Source organism: Phormidium sp. FACHB-592 (assembly GCF_014695795.1).
In the GTDB taxonomy this organism is placed as follows: domain Bacteria; phylum Cyanobacteriota; class Cyanobacteriia; order Leptolyngbyales; family Leptolyngbyaceae; genus Stenomitos.
The window spans coordinates 312,936-329,498 of the sequence record NZ_JACJOZ010000074.1; the positions used below are offsets into that span (position 1 = coordinate 312,936).

General features: G+C 48.8%; 14 protein-coding genes. 6 read left to right on the forward strand and 8 right to left on the reverse strand.

The genetic code is table 11. The features are described 5' to 3' along the window. Positions 1-448 precede the first annotated feature (448 nt). The gene (locus tag H6F86_RS20280) at positions 449-5,512 is read left to right on the forward strand and encodes an ATP-binding protein (protein ID WP_190450501.1); all 5,064 of its coding nucleotides are present in this window, start codon (positions 449-451) and stop codon (positions 5,510-5,512) included. 399 nt (positions 5,513-5,911) lie between these two features. On the opposite strand, the gene H6F86_RS20285 is transcribed toward H6F86_RS20280, so the two are convergent. From H6F86_RS20285 to H6F86_RS20295, 3 genes are all read right to left on the reverse strand, one after another. After that, the gene (locus tag H6F86_RS20285; protein ID WP_190450502.1) at positions 5,912-6,691 is read right to left on the reverse strand and encodes a DUF2993 domain-containing protein; all 780 of its coding nucleotides are present in this window, start codon (positions 6,689-6,691) and stop codon (positions 5,912-5,914) included. A 430-nt stretch (positions 6,692-7,121) separates the two neighbouring features. Continuing rightward, on the reverse strand, positions 7,122-8,297 hold the full coding sequence (locus H6F86_RS20290; protein ID WP_190450503.1) for a PAS domain-containing protein: 1,176 nt from the start codon (positions 8,295-8,297) through the stop codon (positions 7,122-7,124). Between the two features lie 323 nt (positions 8,298-8,620). Further along, a complete protein-coding gene (locus H6F86_RS20295) occupies positions 8,621-9,073 on the reverse strand; it encodes a response regulator (RefSeq protein ID WP_190450504.1) in 453 nt (150 codons plus the stop codon). A gap of 187 nt (positions 9,074-9,260) precedes the next feature. Here H6F86_RS20295 and H6F86_RS20300 point away from each other — a divergent pair, with 187 nt between their 5' ends. Further along, the gene (locus H6F86_RS20300; RefSeq protein ID WP_190450505.1) at positions 9,261-9,641 is read left to right on the forward strand and encodes a response regulator; all 381 of its coding nucleotides are present in this window, start codon (positions 9,261-9,263) and stop codon (positions 9,639-9,641) included. A gap of 174 nt (positions 9,642-9,815) precedes the next feature. On the opposite strand, the gene H6F86_RS20305 is transcribed toward H6F86_RS20300, so the two are convergent. Continuing rightward, positions 9,816-10,538 carry a Crp/Fnr family transcriptional regulator gene (locus H6F86_RS20305; protein WP_190450506.1) on the reverse strand — a complete coding sequence of 241 codons (723 nt, stop codon included), beginning with the start codon at positions 10,536-10,538 and terminating at the stop codon, positions 9,816-9,818. Positions 10,539-11,142: 604 nt separating this feature from the next. On the opposite strand from H6F86_RS20305, the gene H6F86_RS20310 reads away from it, so the two are divergent. Further along, positions 11,143-11,337, forward strand: a complete 195-nt coding sequence (locus H6F86_RS20310) for a hypothetical protein (RefSeq protein ID WP_190450507.1) — start codon at positions 11,143-11,145, stop codon at positions 11,335-11,337. Positions 11,338-11,643: 306 nt separating this feature from the next. Here H6F86_RS20310 and H6F86_RS20315 read toward each other — a convergent pair whose 3' ends face one another. Further along, positions 11,644-12,375 (reverse strand): manganese catalase family protein, encoded by a 732-nt coding sequence (locus H6F86_RS20315; RefSeq protein ID WP_190450508.1) that lies wholly within the window; start codon positions 12,373-12,375, stop codon positions 11,644-11,646. A 272-nt stretch (positions 12,376-12,647) separates the two neighbouring features. Then, complete coding sequence (locus tag H6F86_RS20320; protein ID WP_190450509.1) at positions 12,648-13,103, reverse strand: ribonuclease III domain-containing protein; 456 nt, start codon at positions 13,101-13,103, stop codon at positions 12,648-12,650. A gap of 144 nt (positions 13,104-13,247) precedes the next feature. Between H6F86_RS20320 and H6F86_RS20325 the strand changes: the two genes are divergently transcribed. Further along, positions 13,248-14,057 carry a creatininase family protein gene (locus H6F86_RS20325; protein ID WP_190451063.1) on the forward strand — a complete coding sequence of 270 codons (810 nt, stop codon included), beginning with the start codon at positions 13,248-13,250 and terminating at the stop codon, positions 14,055-14,057. A gap of 35 nt (positions 14,058-14,092) precedes the next feature. On the opposite strand, the gene H6F86_RS20330 is transcribed toward H6F86_RS20325, so the two are convergent. Further along, on the reverse strand, positions 14,093-14,602 hold the full coding sequence (locus H6F86_RS20330) for a TIGR02652 family protein (protein WP_190450510.1): 510 nt from the start codon (positions 14,600-14,602) through the stop codon (positions 14,093-14,095). Between the two features lie 114 nt (positions 14,603-14,716). On the opposite strand from H6F86_RS20330, the gene H6F86_RS20335 reads away from it, so the two are divergent. Beyond that, complete coding sequence (locus tag H6F86_RS20335) at positions 14,717-15,262, forward strand: gamma carbonic anhydrase family protein (RefSeq protein WP_347240767.1); 546 nt, start codon at positions 14,717-14,719, stop codon at positions 15,260-15,262. 72 nt (positions 15,263-15,334) lie between these two features. Further along, positions 15,335-15,457, forward strand: coding sequence for a photosystem II protein Y (locus H6F86_RS20340; RefSeq protein WP_190450511.1), 123 nt, complete (start codon positions 15,335-15,337; stop codon positions 15,455-15,457). A gap of 128 nt (positions 15,458-15,585) precedes the next feature. Here H6F86_RS20340 and H6F86_RS20345 read toward each other — a convergent pair whose 3' ends face one another. Continuing rightward, complete coding sequence (locus tag H6F86_RS20345; protein WP_190450512.1) at positions 15,586-16,443, reverse strand: hypothetical protein; 858 nt, start codon at positions 16,441-16,443, stop codon at positions 15,586-15,588. Positions 16,444-16,563 lie beyond the last annotated feature (120 nt).

The window sequence follows — 16,563 nt, forward strand, 5'->3', positions numbered from 1 at the left end:
CTCAAGCCCTTTTCTTTAAGGAAAAGGGCTTAAACTCTATGTCTTAAATTACCTACCAGTTTTCTCTTAGTAAGTAACTTTAAACGGTTCCGATCGCTCCTTTCTAAAGAGCGTTCAGGAGGATTAAAGAGCCTTAAAGTATACGCCAGTGCTTTTGTAGCGCTGGTTCTAACCCTTGCTAACGTACTACAAGACATCAGCAGTAGCTTTCTGCGAAAATATGTAGGTAGAAGGGCAGCAGCTTAGGAGATTTCTGAGAAGAGTGTACCGCTTGTAGGGGGCAAGTTTTGCTAGAAGCTTTGCGAATAGCCGATCACATTGGTATCAAACCTTCCCCTACAGGTCTTTTGTTTGCTAGAAAGCTCCTTATGTGTTTAACCCTGCTTAGTTAGGAGTCCTTAGCTGCGATCGTAGTTTACTGGTTTGGGCTGAATGGAGGTGTGAGGGCATGACCCAGCAGCAAGCGGCTGAACAGCTTTTTGCAGGCAGTAGTGAAATGGCAATGCTGATGCGATCGCACGACTGGTCGCAAACTCCACTTGGTGCCGTAGAGCAGTGGTCGCAGAGCTTAAAAACCTCCGTGCGTATTATGCTGACCTCACGCCAACCCATGTTTGTTTGGTGGGGCGATGAGCTGATTAACCTTTACAACGATGCGTATAAAGCGATCGTCGGTGGCAAACACCCGCAAGCACTTGGGCAACCCGCCTCTGTAGTGTGGCAAGAAATTTGGGATCAAGTCAGCCCACGGGCAGCATCAGCTATGCTCAAAAACGAGGGCACGTATGATGAAGCACTGCTGCTGATTATGGAGCGCAACAGCTACCCAGAAGAAACCTACTACACATTTTCCTATAGCCCTGTCCCAGACGACCAAGGTGGTACAGGCGGCATTCTTTGCGCTAATACGGATGATACACAGCGCATTATTGGTGAACGTCAGTTAGCGCTGCTGCAAGAACTGGCAGCCAAAACAGCCGATGCTCGTACCTTTCATCAAGCCTGTACCCTTAGTGCTAGTTGTTTGGGAACTAACCCTTACGACCTGCCCTTTGCCATGCTGTATCTGCTTGAGCCAGATCAACAGCGACTGGTCTTAGCAGGCACTTCTGGCATCGATCGCACCCATCCTGCTGTTCCGGAAGTGATAGATCTGACTGCCGATGCAGTTTGGTCGTTTGCAGATGTCATCAAGACGCATCAGTCCTGTTTGCTCTCTGATTTAGCGGCAACGTTTGGCAGTTTGCCTACAGGTGCCTGGTCGCAACCACCGCATCAGGCAGTCGTAGTACCGCTCGCTTCGTCTGGTCAGACAGGACAAGCAGGTGTTTTGGTCGCTGGCTTAAATCCATTCAGGCTCTTTGACAGCAGCTATCGCGGCTTCGTTGATCTAGTGACGGCTCAGATTGCAGCCAGTATCGCCAATGCCCAAGCATACGAAGAAGAACGCAAGCGAGCCGAAGCACTGGCAGAACTCGATCGCGCTAAAACGGCATTCTTTAACAACGTTAGCCACGAATTTCGCACACCGCTAACGTTAATGTTGAGTCCATTAGAGGAACTGTCGCAGACGCTTGACGAACGGTTGCAACCAGACGAGCGGGAACAGCTACAGTTGGTGCAGCGTAATGGGCTGCGGTTGCAAAAGCTGGTCAATACGCTGCTAGATTTCTCTCGGACTGAAGCCGATCGAGTGCAAGCTATCTATGAGCCAATTGATTTAGCCAGTTTTACGACCGAACTTACCAGTCTTTTTCGTTCGCTGATTGAACGAGCAAGCATGACCTTACAGGTTGATTGTGTGACCTTGCCGGAACCTGTGTACGTCGATCGCGAAATGTGGGAAAAGATTGTACTCAATCTGCTTTCCAATGCGTTTAAATTTACCTTTACAGGCGGCATTAACGTTCGCTTACAGCAGGTTGGTGATGCCGTTGAGTTAAGTATTGAAGATACAGGAGTCGGTATCCCTGCGGCTGAATTGCCGCAATTGTTTAAACGGTTCCATCGGGTCAGTGACACACGATCGCGCACCTATGAAGGGACTGGCATCGGGCTGGCTCTGGTACAAGACCTTGTTAAGCTGCATGGTGGCACAATTCGCGTTACCAGCCAGGTCGATCGTGGCACAAGATTTACGATCAACCTTCCGCTGGGCTCAGCGCATCTCCCGCACGATCGTCTTGGGGTACGCACCTATACACCCACTGCCCTAAGAGCCGATTCTTACATTGAAGAAGCGTCGCGCTGGTTACCAGCAGTGGGAAATGGGGAATGGGGACTAGGGAACGGGGAAGAGCTATCGACCCCTACTCCCTACTCCTCACTCCCTACTTCCGTTCGCATTCTTCTGGTTGATGACAACGCTGATATGCGGGGCTATGTGCAACGCTTGCTCAGTGTGTACTGGGAGGTTGAAACCGCTAATGATGGTTTAGCAGCTCTGGAAGCCATTGCCCAACAACCTCCCAGTTTGATATTGAGCGATGTGATGATGCCCCGGCTCGATGGGTTTGGGCTGCTGCGGGCACTTCGTGCTGATGAACGCACCAAAGAGATTCCCTTGATTCTGCTGTCGGCTCGTGCTGGAGAAGAGTCACGCATCGAAGGACTCGCAGCGGGTGCTGATGACTATTTGACAAAGCCGTTTTCTGCTCGTGAATTGCTGGCAAGAGTAGAGTCATGTTTGAAACTGGCACAATTGCGACGAGCCGCAACACAGCAGGAGCAGGTACTTCGGTTAGAAGCAGAACTGGCAAAGCAGCACGCTGAGACGATTCTCTCTAGCATTAATGATGCCTTTTATGTCCTCGATCGCGATTGGCGTTTTACCTACGTGAACAATCGCTTGTGCGAGATGGTTTCAATGGAGCGTGACCAAGTGCTTGGTTACTGCTTTTGGGACTTGTTCCCAGATACTGTGAATACTGACATTTACGTGCAATTTCAGCAAGCGTTCCATGAGCAAACGCCGAGCCACGCTGAATATTTTTATGCAGCGTGGAATCGTTGGTATGACCACCGGGTTTATCCATCATCTGATGGGTTGACTGTCCTTGGCACTGATATCACGGCTCGTAAGCAGGCTGAGGCAGACTTGCGTAAATCGGCACAGCAACTTCGTGCCATTTATGACGGGACAGATGCCTACGTGGTACTGCTCTCACCCGATGGCACGTTACTCGAAGCCAACCGTGCGTCACTTGAGTTTGGTATTAGCCAGCACGATGATGTGATTGGACTACCCTTTTGGCAAACAGAATGGTTTCGGTACACGCCAAAGGCACCGGAAAGAGTGCGACAAGCCGTGATACAGGCAGCAGGCGGTGAGTTTATCCGTTACGAAGCACCCATCATTAATCCCTCGGGTGAACTGAGCACGTTTGACCTTTCGTTCTACCCGATCGCTAGCGAAGAGGGCGACGTTATTCTGATTCTGACAGAGGGGCGCAACATCACTGATCGCAAACAGGCAGAAGCCGAACTGCGCGAAAGTGAAGCACGTTTCCGGCAGATGGCAGACAGTGCACCTGTGCTGATCTGGATGTCTGGCACCGACACCCTTTGTTATTACTTCAATCAGCCGTGGCTCAACTTTACAGGACGGACGATCGAACAAGAAAGAGGCAATGGCTGGACAGATGGCGTTCACCCCGACGACTTCCAGCATTGTTTAGCAGTCTACGTCACTTCTTTTGAGGCTCGCCAACCGTTCCAGATAGAGTATCGTCTGAGGCGCTTTGACGGGGTGTATCGCTGCATTGTTAATTCAGCCGCACCCCGGTTTACAGCCGAAGGCGACTTCCTGGGCTACATCGGTTCCTGTATTGATATTGAAGATCGCAAGCAAGTCGAAACCGCACTGTATCAGAGCGAAGAGCGCTTTCGCCTCTCGACCTATGCAGTGGATGGTGTTGTCTATGACTGGGATCTAGAAACGCATCAGGTCTATCGTTCAGAAGGCTTATATCGGCTGATTGGTATTCATCCCGAAGATGTCCCGGCTGCAAGAGAGTGGTGGGCTGAACGCATCCATCCTGAAGACCTGGCGCACATTCATGCTGTAATCACTCCTGTTTTTGAGAGTGATAGCGATCGCTACGAGTTTGAGTATCGGGTGCGTCATCGTGATGGGCACTGGCTCAATGTTTGGGATCGAGGCTACCTCATCCGCAATCAGCAGGGGCAGATAAAGCGCGTCGTTGGCTCTACAACTGACATCACCAGTCGTAAGCAGGCTGAACAAGAACGCGAACATTTGCTCAACCGGGAACGCCTCGCACGGGAAGAAGCAGAAGCTGCCAACCGGATCAAAGATGAGTTTTTGGCAGTGCTATCGCATGAGCTACGATCGCCCCTTAACCCGATTCTAGGCTGGTCGAAAATGCTTCGCGCTGGCAATCTAGATACAACGCAGACGGAGCGCGCGCTAGAGACGATCGAGCGCAATGCTAAATTGCAAACTCAACTGATTGAAGATTTATTAGATGTCTCTCGTATTCTCCAGGGCAAATTGAACCTGAATATGGTTCCTGTCGATTTGGTGTCTTCGATTGAAGCAGCGCTAGAAACAGTGCGATTAGCAGCAGAAGCCAAGTCGATTCAAGTTCAAACCATGCTTGATCCTTCAGCAGCGCACGTCTTAGGCGATGCCGCTCGTTTACAGCAAGTTATCTGGAATCTGCTTTCCAATGCCGTTAAATTTACACCTGAAGAGGGGCAGATCGAGGTGCGGCTATCCTTAGTGACAGTGCCTCAAGCAAATAACTCTGGACGTCAGACGACTTACGCCCAAGTTCAAGTGGCTGATACTGGTAAAGGTATTGCTCCTGATTTTCTGCCCTATGTGTTTGAATACTTCCGTCAGGAGGACGGTAGAACCACCCGTAAATTTGGTGGGCTGGGCTTAGGGTTGGCGATCGTGCGTCATTTAGTAGAACTGCACGGCGGCACCGTTCAAGTTGCTAGCCCAGGGGAAGGACAGGGAGCCACCTTTACAGTAAGGTTGCCGCTTCTCAAGGAGAGTGGCACAAGGCAACAGGCGCAGGGAGATGCTTTGCCAACCCTTGCTGCCAGTGCCCAGCCGTTACAAGCAGTCAACGTTTTGTTGGTTGATGATGATGATGATTCACGCCATTTGATTGCTTTTACGCTGAAGCAGAGTGGGGCGAGCGTCACCCCAGTGACCTCTGCTGCTGAAGCACTAGACGTTTTGAAGCAAACGCGCTTTGATCTGTTGATCAGTGATATTGGGATGCCAGAAATGGATGGCTATACGCTCATGCAGCAGATCCGCGCTATGCCGCCAGAGCAAGGGGGAAACATGTTGGCGATCGCGCTCACTGCATATGCCGGAGAGTATAACCAACGCCGAGCAATCGCGGTTGGCTTTCAAAAACACATCTCGAAACCAGTCGAGCCAGATGCCTTAATCAGCATCGTTGGCGCAACGTGTGCCTCAAACCTAAACGGCACTGCCACAAACTATAAACGGTCAAATCTACTCCTATAAATTCCGTAAGTTAGGAGCGCTAAATTAGCATTACTGAGAGATCGGGTTTCGACTGCGCTCAAATCGCCGACACGCAGAACTAAGAGCCTTAAGACTATCCTATACAGGGCTGGGAGGGACATTAATGAAACATCCCCACCTGATGCTCTACAGCCTGTCTGGTATAGCAGTCAAAGAGAATGTTAGGACAGACCGATAGCAATTCAAGAGAACGTATAGAACAGACATAAACCTTGAAGCTTCCTTTGAGCAAGGGCTTCGATTTATCCCACCACAGAGCGGAAACAAGCTACATCCTTTATCCGTTTGCTATAAATTCTGAAATCTCCTTTGAAGAAGGACTTTATTTATCCTTTATCCTTTTGCCATACCAGCGCTCTCTCCTAACAGCGTTGAGCATTACGCCGACGGTATTTTGTCAATCTCCGTCGTCGCATGAAGCACCAATTTGCCTTGCTGTGCCTCTAAGGTGTGAACTTGAAAGGAAGCAACTGGAAGCTTAAAGTTTCGCAGATCTAGAAGGCTAGCAATCTGGTCAAAAATAGCAGTGGTCAATTCGTCTGTTAGACCCTGCCCCTCAGCAGACAGAACGTCTAAAGCAATGCACTGTCCATTTTGCTGCACCTTCGGAACAGCAGTGGCAGTAAGCTGTTTGCTTTCACCGGACTCTACAAGCAAAAAATCAGAGTTAACAACCAGTTGATTGTTACCAGGTAGCGATACTTCTGCTTTCTTAACGTCGATCGTCACTGGCTGCCCCTCAACTGTCATTTTCAAACCACATAATTTGGCTTGAACAAAATCAGAGCTAAGCGCTCGGTTTAAATCGCTGTCTAATAAAACAATGTGAGCTTCAGCGTTGGTCGATTGGTTGAATTCAATGTTGCCAAAAATAGCGCTAAGAGGATTGATCGAAATCTTGTCTGTGTTGATTTCCAGGGTTTCCATCCGCAAATCCTGTTTCATTACCAGACCTTTGCCGACGATCGTCACGGAGTCTACTTCTCCTTGCACCAGCTTTACCGGATTCGTCCGAATATCCACATCAACGTTTTCGGCTTCATCCAGTTGGCTTGTCATTCCTGCCTCTACAATTTTGCTGAGGGCTTGTTCTCCCAGGTCAGGGCTACCTGCGGTCATGTCATAAACTCCTGTCGTGTCGTTTGTAAATAAGATCATTCCTATGTCAGACCTGACTGACTAACAGAAATGAATGTCTCAAGCTGTATTTATAGCGGTTTCGAGTTGGGGATCGCATCTGCTCTTTAGGCAGGTTTCGCGTCACGCCGTGAGCTAAAAAATCTGTCTACATTAATACCAATGCCAAAAATGCTGGTTATAGATTCCCGTACTTGATCCTTCTTAATCCTCTTATAAAAGAGAAAGCCATAGGCAGAGGAGGCTTAATTGCAGCGTGCAAAAGGGGAGTTAGTATAACTTGTCAGCCTTATGAGTAGCTGGGCGCAATTATTGATAAGACCCATTTCGATTGCACGTTCGATTAAGCGCTCACGCCAAAGTTTCAAGGCTCTCAGCCCTGTTGGTAGGTAGGTTGAGCGCAGCCGAAACCCAGGATGCGTCAGGCAGACAGAGCTAACAGGTTTAAGGGTTAATCCTTGAAAACTATGTGGTTTTTGGCATCTTGGGCGACCTTACCTTGCTCTTGCAACTTGCCTAAGAGTCGGGTCACGGTTACGCGTGTAGTACAGCAAGCGCTAGCAAAATCTTGATGCGTCAGGCGCGCACGCAGTCGAGTACCTTGCTCTACGGGTTGCCCGATCGCTTGCTTTAGCAAAACCAGGAGGCGGTTTAACCGCTCTTCTACGCGCATCTGCCCGTTGATGGCGAGCAAGCTTTCGGTCTGCTGGAGCCGTTGTTGGAGCGATCGCAACACTGCCTGAGCTAACGGAGGAGACTGCGCCACCTCTGAAAGCGAGATTGCCGCCAGTTTGACATCAGATAGCGCCACTGCCTGATAAGTCTGCAACGCCGTCAGGCTTGAACCAAAGACCATTGGTTCGCCTAACAGCCCTACTAGCATCTCTTCGCCTCGATCGGACAAGGTCGTGATTTTAACTACTCCATCGATGACGAGCCAGATCGTCTGAGGCTCCAATGGAATAACCTCTCCTTTGCCAAATTGCACCAGTGGACGATCGAGCGCAGGATCATAGTGAGGATGAGCTAACGCAGCTTCTGCTCGCTTGCGCTCCGTCACATCTCGCACTAGCCACTGTATAGACCCTAATTCGCCATTTGGTTGGCGAAGTACATTTACCGTTAGAGTCGCAGGAAAAAAGCTGTCGGACTGACGACGAAGCCGTACCGAAAACTCGGTTCCATTGTTCGCTCGATACTGCTGCATTACTTGCGAAAGCTTGACTTGAAACAGCGATAAATCTTCTGGGTAAATTAAGCTTGTAAGCGACTTACCAACTAACGCGTGTGGCTGTGCATTCACCAAGGCAGCACCCACACGATTTACTTCTAAAACGACAGCCTTGGCATCGGTTACAAAGCAGCCATCTGGCACAAATTCTAGTAAATCTAAATAACGTTGACGTTCGGCTTCAATCTCCGTTTGAACGATTGCTAATTGCTTCGTTTTATAAGCGATCTCATCGATCGCGCCCTCCAATGCCTCTGAAACAAGACCAAGCTCCATCAAAGCGCTGGACAAAAGATCGTGAGAGGGCAAGGACGAATCGTTAGCATTGCGATATAGCTCTAGCGATCGCTCACCAGCTAGCTTTGCACGTCGGCTTAAAGAATTAAGATTGCTCATACATCATTTGCCCGCACTATTCAAAATTCGGTAGCCCCTATAGCTAAACAGTATCCTTAAGAAATATTTGTTTACACTCTCTGAAGGCATAGAAAAACCTGTTTGAAATGGCGGCTTTAACAGTTGGTTTCATCTAACATTCGTACAATATTTAAACCCAGAATGTAAAGGCTGAAAGTGTACATAAACACCGGTTAACGAAGCCCAAAATTACCTGGGTTCAGCAAAGTCAGTTTTATCTTTTTGTAGGGTTTGCTAAAGCAATATTTATCTTTTTTGTTTGAGCGCCAAAATTGCATTCGTTACCTTTTTTCGCTAGAGTGTTAGACTATCCGCTGCGATCGTCCAACTAGTTCCGCTACGATTGCTACAAATTGATCAATATCGGTTGGTTTCACCAACATTCGTTGAAAGCCTGCCGCCAAAATTTGTAGCTGCGTCTGCTCATCTGCAAAACCTGTAATTGCCATTGCTGGAATCTGCGCGTTTGGTTCTACTGGTAATGCTCTCACCTGACGAAGTAGTCTATAGCCATCAATATTTGGCAACCCAATATCGCTAATCAGTAGATCAAAAGGTATTTCTTCCATCGCCGCCATCGCGGCTTCTGCCGACGCTTCTGCGCTTACCACAGCACCCTTCTCTTGGAGCACAAAAGCAAACAACGACCGTGTATCAGGGTCATCATCCACTACCAGCACGCGTAAACCGTCTAAAAGAGGAAAATCGATTGGTGTTATAGTTGCTCCATCGTTAGCTAGTTCGGTTTGAGACATGAAACCCCCTGTAGCGACACACCTATAAAATCTTTTTCAGAAAAAGAAAATCCCCCCGCCGAAAAAACGAGGAGGACGTCTATCCGAACTAAAATCTCTTCCTGAGGATTGACTCAGTGCAATCTAAAAAGGAGCACTATAACGGCACAAGATAGTCTTAATTAACCCCCTTTAAATTCTCCTTAAAATGATTCACCATCAAGAATATTCTGTACTGGTTGTCGATGATGTTGCCGACAATCTACTTTTGCTGCAACTTGTCCTTGAAATGGAAGGTTATCGGGTAGAGCTAGCAGATAGTGGTGCTGAGGCACTTTCAAAAATCAAAGAATCGCCACCCGACCTGGTATTACTCGATGTCATGATGCCTGAAATGAACGGCTTGGAAGTGACTCAATGCCTTCGTAAGAGCAGAGAGCTTTCGTTGCTGCCGATCGTGCTTATTACGGCTGATCGAGATATCGATGTCGATCAGGCGCTAGCAGTGGGAGCAAACGATGTCATCAATAAACCTGTTGATATGGACGATTTGCTTGCAAGAGTTGGCAACTGGTGTCCTGCAACCTAAATCTTTTGTTGAAAAGGAGCATACTCTGATAGCGACGGTGGTGTCGGTACGGTTTTAAACAAAAGCCACGCTACTTTCAGATTCTTCTTTCAACTGTTTGAGGCTGAAGCGTTAGGTGCTCGTTTCACCTTTTGCCGATGAGTTCTAGCTCAACGAATTACTACCATAGGCACATTACGTCGCGGAAGGATTGTAGAGCCAGGCAAACTCATCTCGCACCATCTGGTAACACTCACAGGAAAAAGCTTCTAACCCAGAGCGATCAATGATCTTAATGTGACCGCGAGTGTAGCGAAGCAACCCAGCCTGATTGAGTGTAATAGCAGCAACGGTGACACCCGCTCGACGGACACCAATCATCTGAGCAATAAACTCCTGCGTGAGGTCAAACTCGTCCGCTTGCACACAGTCTGACACCAACAGCAACCAGCGGGCTAACCGTTCCTCAGTTGTATGAAACCGATTGCACACACCCGTTTGCGCGACCTGGGTAAAAAGTGCCTGAAAATAGCGGAGCACCAATTTTTGAAAGCTGTCACCGCGATCGAACTCAGCTTTTAGGGCAGTTACACTCAAACGCCACGCTTGACCGGCAATTTGGACAAATCCATGATGGGCTTTGGTCTTGCCGCTAAGTAGTGCTGGCAGACCTGCCATGCCCTCACGCCCAACCATACCTGCTTCCATAATTGAGCCATCTTCCAGTGTGATCACTAATGAAACAACAGCACCCCTTGGAAAGTAAACATGAGTGATTGGTTCACCTAGATCATAAATAGTTTGGCGCAGCGGGAGATCAACCAACTCCATATACTGCTGAAGTCGCTGATAATCTTCGGCTGGCAGCGCTGCTAATAAAAAATTCTCTGATGTGTTAAAAGCTTGAGCATTAGACATAGTAAACCTTTCCTATAAAGCCCTTCGAGAAAAAGACATCGACGGCGCAAGGAAAAGAGTGTAAAGCTCAACCCAGGAGGTCATAAAATGTATTTCTAATTAGATTCAAATAAAAAATCTAGCTCTCTGCTCTCCTTTGCAGAGCAAAAGCTAGCTTATCTCCTTTAAAGAGGGAAGTCTGTACGGTGATAGACAGAGGGGTGGTTGACCTAATTTGAAAAGAGTTGGCGTAGACGTTTTAAACGTTCTATATCCTCATAACTAACGTTAGAAGTTAAATAAACTTTAGAAGCCGGGTTGAGCGCAGCCGGAACCCGCCGACACATGGGGCTAGAGCCTTGAGACCTTGACAGGAGCTTTCGACACGGAGCTTATAAATAATTACGCCTAACCGCTGATCATTGAGGTTGTAAGTTAAACAAAATTACTTGATTTTGGAGAGATGTAAAGGACTGTAAGTAAAGCTAGTAAATACATATCTCTGTAAACAAACGGCTACTCCTTACAACAATTGCTTCTAAAACTTTACAATGTTCAAAAGCGTACAGACGAATTTTTTAGCGTGTGCCAAGAATGAAGCCGACGCAAGTGAGCGGCTTCTTCTATGTTGTTTTATTCAATTTTTCTGATTGAAGAGTCAGTCGAACTTCGTACACTGGATCAAGAACGTGTAGCGATCGCGCGACGAGGACGCTTAATTTCGACTCAGAAGGATTACAAGACTGCTAAAGAAGTTGGTCTACTGCTGGCAAAAGAAAAGCAGCTACTCTTTATCGACTTTACAGTATTAGAGCCATAGCCAACTGATAGTAATTAACTGGATCGATCGTGCTCTTTAGCGGCAAGTTAACTGCAAAAAAGCGCACCGATCCCTTCAGAATTAAAAGGACGTAGCAGTACAAAAATTCAGAACTCACGTCTGAACTTCTACTGTCACGCTCTCTTATACCAATTCCCTTTCGATACTCTACAAAGCAAAATCCCCTCAATTCCTTTCTTGAAGAAGGTTGAGGGGATCAATGGGAATTATCGAAACGCAAGCGCTTTGCAATCTGCGGTGGCAGGCTTTTTCCGTGTAGCCGCTACTTCAGCCGCTAAAGCTACTCTATAGACGCACGGGTGGATTCTTAGGTTGAGTTTGTGCTGGGGCTTTACCTTTTGCACTAGGGTCTGCAACGTACTCAAAGTTTTCGTCCGAATTCCAGGGACCGCGCTCGTCTTTCTCTCCGTTAGTTGACAGATTGAAGTAGAGATCAACGGTTTCATCGGGTTGAATGTTGCCAAAGAATGGATCATCCAATTTGCCCAACGATTCCAGTGCTTTCATAAACATCTTGGTGTGAGAAATTTCTCGCGTCAACAGATGCGTCAGCGTTTGTTTGGTGCCTTCATCAGTTGCCAGCTTGATCAGTTCTTCGTAGGTCTGACGTGCTCCGGCTTCTGCGGCAATATTAGCTCTCAGATCACGCACAATGTCGCCACCTTCGTTCAGGTAGGCTGCTGTCCATGCGCTTCCCTGGCTATCGAGAAAGTGGGGACCCATACCGCGCACAGCAAACAACGTGCTTTTGTAAGCCTCTGTTTGATCCACATTTTTGGTGTGTCCTTCGATCAGTTTGCCCACCATTTCAAGATGGCTAAATTCTTCGATCGCGATGTCTTGCAACATATCGCGCATACCAGCATCTTCAACGTGGAACGACTGCACCCAGTACTGCAATGCGGCCGAAAGTTCGCCAGTAGCGCCACCAAATTGCTCTAGCAGTAGTTGAGCGTACCGAGGATTTGCTTCCTTAATGTCAACGTTATGGATAAGCTCTTTCTTGTGAAAAAACATGGTTTCCTCTCCGTACAAATTTTAGATTTAAGCTGTTTTGAAAGTCTGACAAAACGGCTTCTCCCGAACTCACTCACGATAGAGGTAGGAGTTTACTAAAACATGAGTCTACAGGTTGAGGTCGAGGCATCTAAAGGAAGACGTAAGAGCGAGCTTTTTTGCGCTACGCCCGATCGCCACTTGCACTTCCAGATCATGACAGTAACAGCGATCGCCCTCAATAGTCTCTCAGTCGCTAAAGAGAGGAAGCGGTCGCCTGTGCTGGGCAAACGCTACTCGATCGGAAAAACGTCCTTAAAGAGTCGTCGAATAGTTTTCCTAGCGGCGCTAAAGCCACCATCGAAGTAAATGCCGCCAATAACCGCTTCCAGGCTTTCGGCAAGCACATACGGTTGATCATAGGCACGCTGCTGCTTTTCGCCAATGCCCAGCTTCAGCACATAGCCAATGCCGATCGCCTGACTAATTCTTGCCAGGTTTTCTTCGCGCTCTAGCTCAATTTTTCTGGTGGTGATGTCTTGTCGCGTGTCGGAGCCTGCCCGAATCAGCAGTTCTGTCAGCACGGTTTTCAGCACGGCATCGCCTAGAGTGCGATAAATCTCTTGGTCGTCACAGTGCTCATTTTTTTGACGTTGCTCTAACGCGTACGCTTTACGGGTCAATGCTCGCGTCAGAATGCGCTTATCAAAGAAAAAATAGCCGAGTTGTTCTTCAAGGACAGTGGACATTTGGGTTAGAAGGCTAAAGGCAAAGGGCAGAAGGCAAGAGGCAAAAGGCAAAGGCGCTAGTAGTCAGAATGTATGCAAAACTCGAAACTTTTCATCCTTGATAATTTATCCTTTATCCTTTCCCACTTTATCCTTTCCCACATGCTGCACGGTTTTATTCCACCCGATCGCTTCTTTGCTTACCTGACATGGACGGATGTTCAGGCAATGCCAGACAAAGACAATGTAGTGATTATCCAGCCTGTTGCCGCGATTGAGCAGCACGGACCACATTTACCGCTAGCCGTTGATATAGCGATCGGGCAGGCTGTTATTGGCAAAGCCCTACAGCAGCTACCCGTTAGTGTGCCCGCTTATGCGCTGCCATCACTGTACTACGGCAAATCCAACGAACACTGGCATTTTCCAGGAACAATTACGCTGAGTGTCCAAACCTTGATCGCAACGCTGATGGAGGTCGGCGACAGCATCTATCGTGCAGGCTTTCGCAAGCTAGCGTTTGTTAACTCCCACGGAGGGCAGCCGCAGGTCATTGAAGTGGTGGCACGAGATTTGCACCAGCGCTATGAAGATTTTGTCGTGTTGCCGCTGTTTACGTGGCGAGTGCCCAATATGGCAAACGAGGTGCTCACTGCCAAAGAACAGGCGTTAGGCATTCATGCGGGTGATGCCGAAACGAGCCTGCTGCTGTCAATCTTGCCGGAACAGGTGAAGATGGAACGAGCGATCGCAGAGTATCCTCACGGGCTACCAGACGCTAGCTTGCTGAGTATGGAAGGAAACTTGCCGTTTGCCTGGGTAACGCGCGATCTCACCAAAAGCGGTGTTCTGGGCGATCCCACGACGGCTACTAAGGAAAAGGGCGATCGCATCCTGGCATCACTTGCGGATGGCTGGGTACAGGCGATCAAAGACATTTACCACTTCCAGCAACCGCAGGCATGGAAGCAATAATTCGGTAGGGACGTTACATGTAGCGTCCCTACCATTCATTCAAAGAGCCGAAAATAGGGATACTGAACAGGTGCGCCCGGTTCTTTATCCAAGTCAAAATTAATCACGTCCCAGCAAGGGTTTTCCTTGGGATCGGGACTAAACTCGACGGGTAGCCCATACAGGCGCGGTCGCTGAGAATCTGCCTGCCCCCGCCAAGGAGTGCTGCGCTCTAGATAAGTGCTGATCAAATCTTTGTAGCGTAGAGCAATGATGACGCGGGTAGCGCGATAGCCCTGAGTATAAAGTCGATCGAGCGCTTCATGAATTTCAAACCGGATGCCGTCTGGGTGAGTATGCTGCCGATACCACTCGTTTTCCCACTGCCGCCAGTGCCGCCCAGATTGCAGATGGACTAATTCGCCTGTTTTAGGGTCTGACTCAAAAGCGCCGTGTCGCTGACACAAGTAAGTGTCGGTGAGCGTCAACGCCGGAATAGTTTGGCGGCAGTGCGGGCACTGAATCTCCGGTCCAAAGATTGGATATTGCAAACTAAGGTTAATCATCAAGGACGGATATGCCTGTTCTTATGCGTCACTGCCAGTGGCTTTATTATACTCTCTAGGTTACTGTCGCCCCTAACAGCAATTTTATAAGTCCTTTCTTTACGATCCTTTACTGTGATTAATCAACCCCAACCCTATCCTGCTTTTTGGACTGTTCCAGATTACTCTCAAGCTGCGTTTGTTGCCGCCAACGCAACGGTTATTGGGCAGGTGACGATCGCCGCCGGAGCAAGTATCTGGTACGGAGCCGTCGTGCGCGGTGATGTAGAGGCGATCGTCATCGGCGAGAGTACGAACGTTCAGGATGGCGCCATCTTGCATGGCGATCCTGGTAACCCAACGGTCTTGGAGGATCACGTGACAGTCGGACACCGCGCAGTCATCCACAGTGCTCACGTTGAACGTGGCTGCTTGATTGGCATTGGAGCCATTGTGTTGGATGGTGTGCGAGTTGGTACAGGCAGCATTGTCGGGGCAGGAGCGGTGGTGACAAAGGATGTACCCGCCCGATCGCTCGTTGTTGGCATTCCTGGCAAAGTGCTGCGACAGCTTTCGGATGTAGAAGCAGAAGAACTCATCGACCATGCCAAACGTTACGAAACGTTAGCGCTGGTTCATGCTGGAAAGGGCACTGACTTAGGATTTACGTCCAAGGGCTAGGAAAACGGAGCCTTTTGCGTAAAAATGGAATATGAGAATCATTCAAGAATCTTTAAGAGAGAGGCTCCAGACATGGACTTAGATCTTCGCATAGTGGTTGTGCTGCTTCCCATTGCTGCGGCGGCTGGTTGGGCAGTGTTTAACATTGGTCAAGCTGCCCTTCGGCAGTTTCAAACATTCACTTCTAAAGACTAGACTGGCTTAACCGCTTGAGGTTTAGCAAAAAAGCGATCGTCTTTCTTTAAGAAGGGCGATCTCTTTTTTTAGAAAGAATTTTGAAAAGAGGTTGAGTCGTCAGCCAATGGATGATAAGAGCCAGTAGTTTACGGCTGCTTCCGGTCACCTGTGCGATCGCTAGCAGGTTTGCTGGTGTTTGGCTTTGCTTCCTGTGCGGGTACTGTGCTAGCAGGCTTCTGCTTGCTCGGCTTTGCTGGCTTGCTTCCAGGCGACGTGCTTTCAGGCGTGCTAACAGGTTGTTTGGGCACAGCTGAACCGCTACCAGGCGTTTGAGCACTTTGCACCGTGAAGGAAGCAATGCTTTGCTCAAACATGGCTAGCCGCTGCTGATAGTCGCCCGATCGGGTCGAGTAAGCGACTGTCCACAGCGTTGTGCCCTCTTTGATCACGTAAATCAACTGCCGCAGCCCATCTGCCTGAGTGCTAGACGGTACGCTTACTTCTGTCACTAAGCGTCCGGCTGGCTTTTGACCCACCTGCACTGTTTTGCGCTCGATCGTCCGCATTGGAGTCGGCAATGACTTCATTGCTGCATCAAGGTAGGCGTCTACGGTAACCGTTTCTGGCACCTTAACCGCGCTCACGACCACGTTAGTAATGCCGCCACTCACATCAGGCTTTGGATCTACCGCAATTAGCAGAAACGTCTCAGGGTTTTGCTCTACCATGCTGGCAATTTTCTCGTAATCGGAACCCAGCGATCGAATACCTTTAATCAACGTCTGCAAGCCTGTCGTGTTAGGGCTACCGCCGCGATAGTTTTCGGGTAGCGATAGCTCAAGTCCGGGTGCCTTAAAGGTTTGCCATTTTTGTGTGAGTCCTGCGGCACCAGCAGGATTCTTCAAGCGAATGCCAGACGTACCCGTAAGTCCACCTGCCCCAGTGGGTTTAGTCGGTGCGGTTGTTTTTGATGGTTTTGCCTGAGCCTGAGCCTGTTGAGGCATTACTACTCCCCCCGGCAATGATCCCAGGCTTAAAAGGAGCAAGCCAACGCTCATCAAAGTTTTTTGCATAATCCTCGATCGCGGTTTTTGTTGAGTCTGCACTGCTGATGCGTTTTGCCT